Below are 10,098 nucleotides of genomic sequence, written 5' to 3' on the forward strand. Positions count from 1 at the left end.
ACACAGGCAATGTTTGGATTGCAAATACTAGTTAGGGAAAGGATGAGAACATGGCGGAAAGAAAAAAACTATACATCAACGGCGAATGGCGGGAAGCGAAGTCTTACACCGAACTGAAATCACCGTATTCACGCGAGACGATTGCCGAAATTCCGATGGCCAACGAACAAGAAGTTGATGAGGCGATCGCCGCGGCGTATGCGGCGCGGCAGACGATGGCCGCCATGCCGGCGCATGAACGGGCCGCTATTTTAGGGCGGGTCGTCGAACAGCTGAAAGAGCGGCAAGAAGAAGCGGCGAAGTTGATCGCCTTGGAAGCCGCCAAGCCGATCACCACGGCGAAAGGGGAAGTCGCCCGCACGATCCAGACGTATACATTCGCCGCCGAAGAAGCGAAGCGCATCCATGGCGAAACATTGCCGCTTGATGCGGCGCCGGGCGGGGAAAACCGCATCGCCATCACCGTCCGTGAGCCGATCGGCGTCATTGGGGCGATCACGCCGTTTAACTTCCCGATGAACTTAGTCGCTCATAAACTTGGTCCGGCTATCGCTTCAGGCAATACCGTGGTGTTGAAACCAGCGAGCCAAACGCCGCTGTCGGCCTACTTTATCGCCGAGCTGTTCGAGAACGCAGGCTTGCCGAAAGGGGTGCTCAACGTCGTCACAGGAAGCGGCCGCACGGTCGGCGACCAAATCGTCGCCGATCCCCGCATCAGCATGATCACGTTCACCGGCAGCCCGGAAGTGGGCATCGCGATCCGCAATAAAGCAGGTTTAAAGCGGGTGACGTTGGAGCTTGGCTCGAACTCGGCCGTCATCATTGACGAGCAGGTCGATCTTGACCGCATCATCCCGCGTTGCGTATTTGGCGCGTTCACGTTCCAAGGGCAAGTGTGCATTTCGCTCCAGCGCGTCTATGTCCATGAAAAACGCTATGACGAGTTCGTTGAAAAATTCGTTGCTGCGGCGAAACAGTTGAAAACAGGCGACCCGCTCGATCCAGCAACGGATGTGTCGGCGTTAATCACGCCAAACGATGTCGATCGCGCGCTTTCTTGGATTGAAGAGGCGAAACAAGGCGGCGCGAATGTCGTCCTTGGCGGCGAGCGCGACGGCAACATTTTGCTTCCAACGGTCATTGTCGATGCTGAACCGACAATGAAAGTGTCATGCCAAGAAGTGTTCGCCCCGATCGTCTTGATCAACCGCGTCCGCTCGATTGACGAGGCGATTGCGCTTGTCAACGACTCGCGCTACGGTTTGCAGGCGGGCATTTACACCGATAACGTCCATACCGCGTGGAAAGCGGCGAAACAACTGCACGTCGGTGGCGTGCTCATCAACGACATCCCAACGTTCCGTGTCGACCATATGCCGTACGGCGGCGTGAAAGAAAGCGGGTTCGGCCGCGAAGGAATTCGCTATGCGATCGAGGAAATGACGGAGTTGAAATTGATTATTTTTAACCAGAATTAAGCGGGATGAGAAGAGATTGGAGTAAAGTTTGTTCCTAAAATTCTAGAAGAATGGTTGCGCAGCCTTGGAGAGAGTGGCACTCCAAGGCTGTATGTTTAAGCGTGCTTTTCCAAAATATATCCCCAACGGTTCGAGGCGAGAACAGACAGGTGGTATTTATGCTCGAGCTGTTTGCTGAACCATGCTTTTTTCACGAGAAGCAGGCTTCGGCTTGTATGCAAGAACGTTTTCAGCCCTCCGTGCCGAGGTTTGAGGTCATTCGCAAGCTCTGCTGTCAAGACCGCATTTTGCGGCCAGCGACCTTTCTCGTGCAACGGATGGTACATAAACAGTTCGTATCCATGAACAGGCATTTGGGCGGTCTGCTGAAGCAATGCCAGTTCGAAATTTGGCTTGGGATGATGGATATAATGTTGAATATTCGTTTCGTAAAACGATGCGACGAACAACAGTCCAGTCAGCAACACTCCCCGCGCTCCCCACGTTCCTTTTCTCCATAATTGACTTGCGCAAATGCCAATCAACATGCAAAGCGGCGGATAGACAGGGAGGATGTACCATCTGATTTTCGTCTTAGCTATGGTAAACATGAGAAGCGGGACGCAAATCCAAAGCAAAATCCCGATCACATCTTCTTTCAATCGATGGTCTGTTCCTTCAAACGCTAAAAGACGAACGCCTTGCATGTAACTGATGACCATGATTCCGACCAAGAGCGCCAGCCACCAAAAGAAAAAATGAACAAGAATGATGCCGTAGTAGGTTTCATCGCCAATATGACCCTCAATGGGCCGAGTGGAGCGTAACAACAAATCATAGGCGATCATTTGCTTAAAAAACCGCCATCCATCATAGTGGTAGCGGGCAAGAACCCAAGCGAGCACAGGAACAGCGAAACTGAGGGCCGCCCTCCACCAGGCGCGCCAGTGAAATGACTCCCATTGTCGAGTGATTAGGAAATATACAGCCATGATCAACAGAATGTTCCCTGCATGCCAACTTTTCGTTAAAAAAGCGAGTGAACAGGCAAGGCCAGCTGCATACAACCATCGCGTCTGCCGTCTGGCGGACAGCAAAGAAATGATGGATAACGTAAAGAAAAATACAAAGAGAGAATCCGCATCTCCTGTGCGAGCGCAATGGTTGAGAAGATATTGGGTGCTAGTCGACAAGGCAAGCAATGATATGATAGCAGCCATGCGGCCAAATCGCTTTTTCATAAATAAAGCAATGACTATAGCCATGAAGATAGCGCAAACGCCAGACATCAGTCGCAAGCCAAGAGCGTTCAGCCCAACCAACTTATAACCAACCATAATAGCCCAATAACTAAGGGGAGGTTTTAAATTCCAGTAATCAGGGTGCCTAAGATATGTGTTGACGATCAAATTTCCATGTTTTAACATTTCGTAAGCATTGACGCCATGTCGCGCTTCGTCCCAGCTGGAAATAGGAAATTTTCCGAGATTATAAAAGACATTGTAAACCATCATAGAAAATATCAATCCCGCCAATACATAAAATGACACGTTTCGTAAATAGCCTGGCTTTCTCATTATACCAACCCCTTCATAGGCAGAAACCTCTTGCTTTTTTATTTAGATGCAAAAAGTAACGCCGTGATAGAACCTATTATAAATAGACGAATATGTCAAGCATTGATGTTTTGGCAATATTTTTGTTAACAGCAAGGAATTGAGGATCCCTATAGAGAATGAATAAATGAATCATCATTCAGAGGGGGAGAGCAATGGAAACAGTTGCGCTGACATTTGACCAAAACAAAGCAATATTGGAACTGAACCGCCCGCAGTCGCTCAATGCGATGGATGGACAAATGTTAACAGAACTTGTCGGCGCATTGCGGCAAATCGAAGAAAGTGACGCTTCGATCGTCGTCATCCGCGGCAAGGGAAGAGGATTCTCGGCAGGTGGCGACATTAAGACGATGCTTTCTGTCGATGACCCGGGCCAATTTCAGACGGTGATGAACACGATCCAAGAGATGATCATGCGATTGTATACGATGCCGAAAATCACCGTTTCGCTCATCCATGGGCCCGCTGCTGGTCTTGGGTTCAGCTTTGCGTTGGCGAGCGATTACCTCATCGCCACAAAAGAAGCGCGCCTCGCCATGAACTTTATCGGCGTTGGCCTCGTCCCTGACGGCGGCGGGCATTTCCTCTTGGCGCAGCGCGTCGGTACCGCGAAAGCGAAACAAATCATTTGGGAAGGAAAACCGATGAGCGCCGATGAAGCGCAGCAGCTTGGCCTCGTCGATTTCGTTGTCGATCATGAGGAGCAAGCCGAACAATTCATCGCTTCCCTGCAGGAAAAACCGCTCCAAGCCATGATCGCCACGAAACAGCTGTACGCCGAGCAAACAAAGGCGGACTTGCTTCGCGTCCTAGAGCTTGAAACCGACGCCCAACAGCGCATGCGGCAAACCGAAGATCACCGCGAAGGCGTCCGCGCCTTTTTAGAAAAACGGAAGCCGGTGTTTCGGGGGAGGTGAGGACGGAAAAGACTGAGAGTTCGACACTAACACTATTTTATGAAATAGAATAGGTTGAGACCGCTATGATATATAACTGTTAGTGTAGTTAACGGTGAAAGATCGACTATACCAAGTTGAGATTTTGTTTTACATCCAAGCTGATCACTCGCTGCTTTATATTGTAGTTAGATGAAAACCGAAACGAAAAATCAGAAATTTATAGCGAAAAGGGAACAGAACGATTAATCCATCGAATGAAATTATGATGAAACGGTTGTCTCACCTGTTTTTGAGACAATCTTTTTTGTTTTGGATTTTGCCGTTCAGACATGGTACATTGATTAAGGAAAAGCCTTCTCCTATTGCCCTCGAAAGAAACGTCATCTATACTTAGGGGAAATCCTGCATCATTCCGTCAGTTTTTGTTGCCATAAGTTTTTGATTCAGGAGAGTTCAAGGGGGATTAGCATAGTGAAGAAGTTACTACTCATTTATGCTTGTTTAGTCAGTTTGTTTATTCTTTATATATACCGCTATCATTTAGAAATTTCTCGCCTCCGTTTAGCTTCTCAAGGAGAGACAGCGTTTCAAGGCAAACCAGATGAAAAATACGTCATGGTCACTTTCCAATCAGGTATGGATTATTGGAAGCGCTGTCTGAAAGGATTTGAAGATGCAGCGGAAGCATTGAACGTCTCCGTGGAATATCGGGGGGCTACCCAATATGATGTCAACGAGCAAGTTACGGTGCTGGAACAAGTGATCGCGAGAAAACCGGCAGGTATTGCTGTTTCCGCCATTAATCCGACCGCGCTGACAAAGACAATCAATAAAGCTGTTGAGAAAGGGATTCCAGTTGTATTATTTGACTCGAATGCTTCGGGAAGCAAGGCGTTTTCGTTTCTAGGGACGAATAATTATAGTGCTGGAGTGACAGCTGCTCACGAAATGGCAAAACTACTGAGAAATGGCGGAAACGTTGCCGTGATTACCTCCCCCCATCAACTTAATCATCAAGAGAGAACGAGAGGATTTGTTGAGACGATCTATGAAAAATATCCACGAATGCAAGTGGTGGCTGTGAAGAATGGAAAAGGAGACACTATGGTCTCAAAACAGGCGGCAATAGAGATTTTGCGAGATTATCCGGATGTGCAAGGGATCTTTGCCACAGAAGCGAACGGAGGAGTTGGCGTGGCGGAAGCAATCAAAGAGCTAAATAAGAAAGAGATTACGGTCATTAGTTTTGATACAGAAAAACAAACATTAGATTTGGTGAAGGAAGGTGTGATCGCTGCGACATTGGCGCAAGGAACATGGAATATGGGGTACTGGTCGCTGCAGTTTTTATTTCATCTCCATCATCATCTTACCTCACCATCACGATCGGGGGATTTACCGCTACCCGCGTATGTTGATACAGGAATTACGATCGTTACACGAGAAAATGTGGATCATTTTTATGCCAAATGACTACAGAGAAACGAGTGATTGACGTTGCGAATGCTGAAGCGTTGGCGGGTTAGCCATTGGCCGATACGATACAAGTTTGTTTCGTTGTTACTCATCTCAATGATTGTGCCTGCACTCTGCTTAGGAAGCTTGGTAGGGTGGACGGTGGATCGAATTATTGAACGACAAGTAAATGAAAATACGTTGCAATTGATTAGCCAAGTCAATCAGACATTAGAGTTTTATGCCAATAATATGCAAAACGCAACGTATCTGATTGCTTTTAATCCGCAAATAAAAGCGTTCTTGGATCGTAGAGCGCCTCGCAATGATTATGAAATGCGTCAATTTTTGCAAGGAATCACTACGTTGTATCCCGAGATTGCGGGGATTTTAGTTGTTAACGAGTATGGCGACTATATAAGCAATGAAATGTACAGCCGTTCTCCCCGGCCGTTAACAAGGGAATCATGGTATCGTGAGGCTGTGAAAAATAAAGGGATTTTTAAAATGCTCGGTCATCCGGTTGGAAGAAATGTTATTTCTCATGCCCATTATACAAGTGCAGAAGTCATATCCGCGGTTCGAGCCATTGTGGATCCCGAGACACAAAACGTGAAAGGGGTTGTACTGGTTGATTTAAAGTTGAGAGTCATTGCGGAAGCGACAAAAAATATCCGTCTTGGAAAATGGGGATATTTACTGGTGATGGATGAGCAAGGGAAAAGCATCTATACTCCGAGCCGTTCCACAGTGACAGCTGTCCCGATGCGCTGGATCAAAGGAAATAGCGGTTCATTTTTCAAGAACATCAATGGACAACACGTTCAGTTTATTTATCAGCGCTCGCCGTTTACGAATTGGACAACAATCGGAGTGTTTCCCAGTGATGAATCAGCACTAGAAGTGAAAGAAATCCGTTTTTATATCGTCAGTTTTATTTTTTTCGTCTGTTTTATTGCCATTGGTACTTCTTATTACCTGTCGTTTTCATTATCTCGTCCGATCAGCCAGCTGACGGCATTTATGAAAAAAGCGCAAGCAGGCGATTTAACGGTTCGTTATCATGGGGAGCGTATGGATGAAATTGGGATATTGGGTCGAAGTTTCAACCACATGTTGGATCAAATGCAGCATTTTATTTCTTTGGCGGAATGGCAAGAGCGACAGCGGTGGGAGGCAGAGTTGCGGGGATTGCAAGCCCAAATTAAACCGCACTTCCTTTACAATACATTAGACACCATTCAATGGATGGCGCGCAAAAAAGGGGCTGATGATGTTGCCGAGTTGGTCAACAATCTGGCAAAGTTGTTCCGCATTGGGTTGAGCAAGGGGAAGGATATGATTCGTTTGGCTGAGGAAGTAGAACATACGAAAAGTTATTTACGTATCCAGGAAGTTCGCTATAAAGATAAGTTGGACTATACCTTTGATATTCCGGAACATCTGCAACAATTTTATGTGTTAAAGTTGCTGTTGCAGCCGATTGTAGAGAATGCGATTTATCACGGTATCAAACAGAGAAGAGGACAAGGGCATATTTGGATTCAAGCGCGAGAACATGAAGGAGCGATGTATATTTGTGTAAAAGACGATGGCGTCGGAATGTCACGGGAGCGGCTACAAGAGTTGCAGAAAAGTTTAGCCATTGACTTTACATCGGGAGACCAAGAAGGAAAGATGAAAAAGGTGAAAGGGTACGGAATGGTGAACGTACAAGCCCGCTTACAGTTAACATTTGGTCCTCGCTATCGACTGTATATCGATAGTCAGGAAGGGAAAGGGACAACCGTGACAATTGTGCACCCGATCATCCCCCATCTTCCTTAGGAGGAATGGATTCATGTGGAAAGTGTTGATTGCAGACGATGAGGCTATCATTCGTGAAGGAATTCGGGAATCAATCGATTGGCATGAATTTAACATGGAAGTTGTTGCAGAAGCAGAAGATGGGGAAGAGGCGTTGGAATTCGCCTTGCAGCATCGAGTCGATGTATTGTTTGTCGATTTAAGCATGCCGATTATGGACGGGATTACACTGATGAAACATGCGCGGGAGAAGTTGCCCCATTGCCGTATGATTGTGATTACCGGTTATGATGAGTTTTCGTATGCGCAGGAAGCGATTCGCCTTCAAGTGGATGATTATTTATTAAAGCCCACTCATCCGCAGCAATTGCGCGAAGTAGTCGCAAAAGTGAAGGAGAAGCTCGAACAGGAGCAACAGGAAAAACGATATATGGAACTGTTAACAAATCAAGTACAGAAGCATGCTCACGTGCTTCGCCAGCAATTAGGAATGGAATGGGCGACAGGGCGACTGACAGAGGAGGAGATGGTCGAGCAACTGTCCTTGCTTGGACTTTCGTGGTCTTGCCCTGCGCAAATCATTGTCATCCAATGGTTTTCATTTAAAAATCAGCCCATTGTGAGCGATCGGGATCGGCAGTTGCTTTTATTTGCCATCGAAAACGCCCTCTCTGAATTATTGGAAGATGGCGACAAAATTATTTTTCGCGATTCGAACGAGCTCGTCGTTGTGATCAGCTGGAAAGCGATCAGCGAAGAACGGTGCAGGCAAATTGAAATGGCACTGAGGCAACATCTGCATATCAAAGCTAGTGTATATATAGAAGCAGTGCAAGGAGGAATAGGCGGGGTGAGGGCGGCATATGAAAAATGCAAAGAGCAAATGGAGAAAGAAAGCCGTATTTCTCCGATTGTCCGCCGCGCTAGGCAGTATATACAGAAACACTTTAGCCAGCCGGATTTGACGCTTGAGTCCGTGGCTCAGTTGCTCAATGTTTCCCCGGTTTATTTAAGCCGAATGATCAAACAAGAACTCGGCATTTCGTTTACTCATTTGTTGACGAAAACTCGGATGGAGAAGGCGTCGGAATTGCTTTTGTCTACTGAGTTGCCGATTCATGAAATTGCTGAACGCGTCGGCTATGATACACAGCATTATTTCAGCACGGCTTTTAAAAAGACGATAGGGGTGTCTCCAAATCAATATCGGAAAATGCACATAACAAAGGATACCTTTTGAGATGATCAGGGAGGAGCGAGCATTGGATGAGAGGAGACGGATCGAAAAGGTTATCCGTTACCAAAATGGATACGATTAGTGAAAAAGGGTGTCCCGATCCTTATGGGGACACCTTTTTCTTTCCGTGAAAACCTCGTCGGCAAGCGGCCATTTTCATCTCCGGGTGGAGAGCAGATCGTGCCGCTCATGGAACTTTCCGCAAAAATGTCCGTACCTTGATCCATCATTCTATGTCGAGATCAGAAGGGGTGTGTCCTCATTTTGAAAACGCTTCAACAAAGTTAAATTTTTATAAAAATAGTTAATTAATTAAAAAGACGGACAATTTGTCCCGTGGTATAGTAAGAACAGAAATTAAATATACGTACAAATTTGAGGAGGGAGAAAATGAAAAAGTCTTTGTTTGTACTAATTTTGTCGATATTTGTCCTGTCATTATCGGCCTGCGGGGGACTTGGGGCGAATGGAGGAAAAAATGGATTTGTCGGCATTTCTATGCCAACGAAATCTTCAGAGCGCTGGATTCATGATGGGAAAAATATGGTGAAAGAATTCGAAAAACTCGGTTATAAGACGGATTTGCAATATGCTGAGGACGTGGTTGAAAACCAAGTATCACAAATTGAAAACATGATCACCAAAGGGGTTAACGTGTTAGTGATTGCTCCGATTGATGCGGAAGCGTTGACGGACGTGTTGGAAAAAGCGCATAAACAAGGGATTAAGATCATTTCGTACGACCGTTTGATTAAAAACAGCAAGTATGTCGACTATTATGCAACGTTTGATAACTTTAAAGTCGGTGTGCTGCAAGGGCAGTACATTGAACAAAAGCTCGGATTGAAAGAAGGAAAGGGACCGTTCAACATCGAGTTGTTTGCCGGTTCTCCAGATGACAATAACGCCTATTTCTTCTTTGATGGAGCAATGTCGGTATTAAAGCCGTACATTGATTCCGGAAAGTTAGTGGTGAGAAGCGGGCAAACGAAGTTTGACCAAGTAGCGACATTGCGCTGGGATGGAGCTACGGCTCAAGCGCGTATGGATAACTTGTTGAGTGCGCATTATACGAATGCTCGCGTTGATGCGGTTTTGTCCCCGTACGATGGCATTAGCATTGGCATCATTTCTTCCTTAAAAGGGGTTGGCTACGGAACTCCGAGCAAGCCGATGCCGGTGATTACTGGGCAAGATGCGGAATTGGCTTCGGTGAAATCGATTATCGCAGGGGAACAAACGCAAACGGTGTTTAAAGACACGAGGGAATTGGCGAAAAAAGCAGTTGAGATGGCGGATGCGGTGTTGAAAGGGAAAAAGCCGGAAGTGAACGATACGAAAACGTATAATAACGGAGTTAAAGTTGTCCCAGCGTATTTGTTGGAACCGGTTTCGGTTGATAAATCCAATTATGAAAAAGTATTGATCGACAGCGGCTATTACAAAAAAGAAGATTTGGAAAAATAGAAGATACCGAGAAAACGGATATAAGGGATCTCCCGAGTTCGACAGTTTGAGGGGCATTTTAGGCAAATGAAAATGACCGAAATGCTGTTATATCAAGGATTTCACCACGCCTTCCCTAGAAAAAAACGCCGAATTTCATAGGCACACGATTTATTAAT

At 46.2% G+C, this 10,098-nt stretch carries 7 protein-coding genes; 6 read left to right on the forward strand and 1 reads right to left on the reverse strand.

Annotated elements, in window-relative coordinates:
• Positions 1-50 precede the first annotated feature (50 nt).
• Entirely contained in the window at positions 51-1,478 is a 1,428-nt protein-coding gene (locus ETC05_RS06715) for an aldehyde dehydrogenase family protein (RefSeq protein WP_171660657.1), read from the forward strand.
• Between the two features lie 95 nt (positions 1,479-1,573).
• Here the strand turns inward: ETC05_RS06715 and ETC05_RS06720 are convergent, their stop codons facing one another.
• Entirely contained in the window at positions 1,574-3,034 is a 1,461-nt protein-coding gene (locus ETC05_RS06720) for a glycosyltransferase family 39 protein (RefSeq protein WP_031409161.1), read from the reverse strand.
• A 194-nt stretch (positions 3,035-3,228) separates the two neighbouring features.
• On the opposite strand from ETC05_RS06720, the gene ETC05_RS06725 reads away from it, so the two are divergent.
• From ETC05_RS06725 to chvE, 5 genes are all read left to right on the forward strand, one after another.
• Positions 3,229-3,993: an enoyl-CoA hydratase gene (locus ETC05_RS06725; protein WP_031409162.1), complete on the forward strand. Its 765-nt coding sequence runs from the start codon at positions 3,229-3,231 to the stop codon at positions 3,991-3,993.
• Between the two features lie 453 nt (positions 3,994-4,446).
• The gene (locus ETC05_RS06730; protein ID WP_031409164.1) at positions 4,447-5,448 is read left to right on the forward strand and encodes a substrate-binding domain-containing protein; all 1,002 of its coding nucleotides are present in this window, start codon (positions 4,447-4,449) and stop codon (positions 5,446-5,448) included.
• A gap of 30 nt (positions 5,449-5,478) precedes the next feature.
• Positions 5,479-7,257 (forward strand): cache domain-containing sensor histidine kinase, encoded by a 1,779-nt coding sequence (locus ETC05_RS06735; protein WP_031409166.1) that lies wholly within the window; start codon positions 5,479-5,481, stop codon positions 7,255-7,257.
• 13 nt (positions 7,258-7,270) lie between these two features.
• Positions 7,271-8,476: a response regulator transcription factor gene (locus ETC05_RS06740; RefSeq protein WP_171660658.1), complete on the forward strand. Its 1,206-nt coding sequence runs from the start codon at positions 7,271-7,273 to the stop codon at positions 8,474-8,476.
• A gap of 387 nt (positions 8,477-8,863) precedes the next feature.
• Complete coding sequence (gene chvE, locus ETC05_RS06745) at positions 8,864-9,940, forward strand: multiple monosaccharide ABC transporter substrate-binding protein (protein ID WP_031409169.1); 1,077 nt, start codon at positions 8,864-8,866, stop codon at positions 9,938-9,940.
• Positions 9,941-10,098: the final 158 nt, after the last annotated feature.

This window comes from Geobacillus sp. BMUD (assembly GCF_013096845.1).
In the GTDB taxonomy this organism is placed as follows: domain Bacteria; phylum Bacillota; class Bacilli; order Bacillales; family Anoxybacillaceae; genus Geobacillus; species Geobacillus vulcani.

Excerpts from the sequence above, each read along its gene's own strand:
- chvE (WP_031409169.1), top strand. The coding sequence starts at position 8,864 with ATGAAAAAGTCTTTGTTTGTACTAATTTTGTCGATATTTGTCCTGTCA.
- ETC05_RS06740 (WP_171660658.1), top strand. The coding sequence starts at position 7,271 with ATGTGGAAAGTGTTGATTGCAGACGATGAGGCTATCATTCGTGAAGGA.
- ETC05_RS06715 (WP_171660657.1), top strand. The coding sequence starts at position 51 with ATGGCGGAAAGAAAAAAACTATACATCAACGGCGAATGGCGGGAAGCG.
- ETC05_RS06725 (WP_031409162.1), top strand. The coding sequence starts at position 3,229 with ATGGAAACAGTTGCGCTGACATTTGACCAAAACAAAGCAATATTGGAA.
- ETC05_RS06720 (WP_031409161.1), bottom strand. The coding sequence starts at position 3,034 with ATGAGAAAGCCAGGCTATTTACGAAACGTGTCATTTTATGTATTGGCG.
- ETC05_RS06735 (WP_031409166.1), top strand. The coding sequence starts at position 5,479 with ATGCTGAAGCGTTGGCGGGTTAGCCATTGGCCGATACGATACAAGTTT.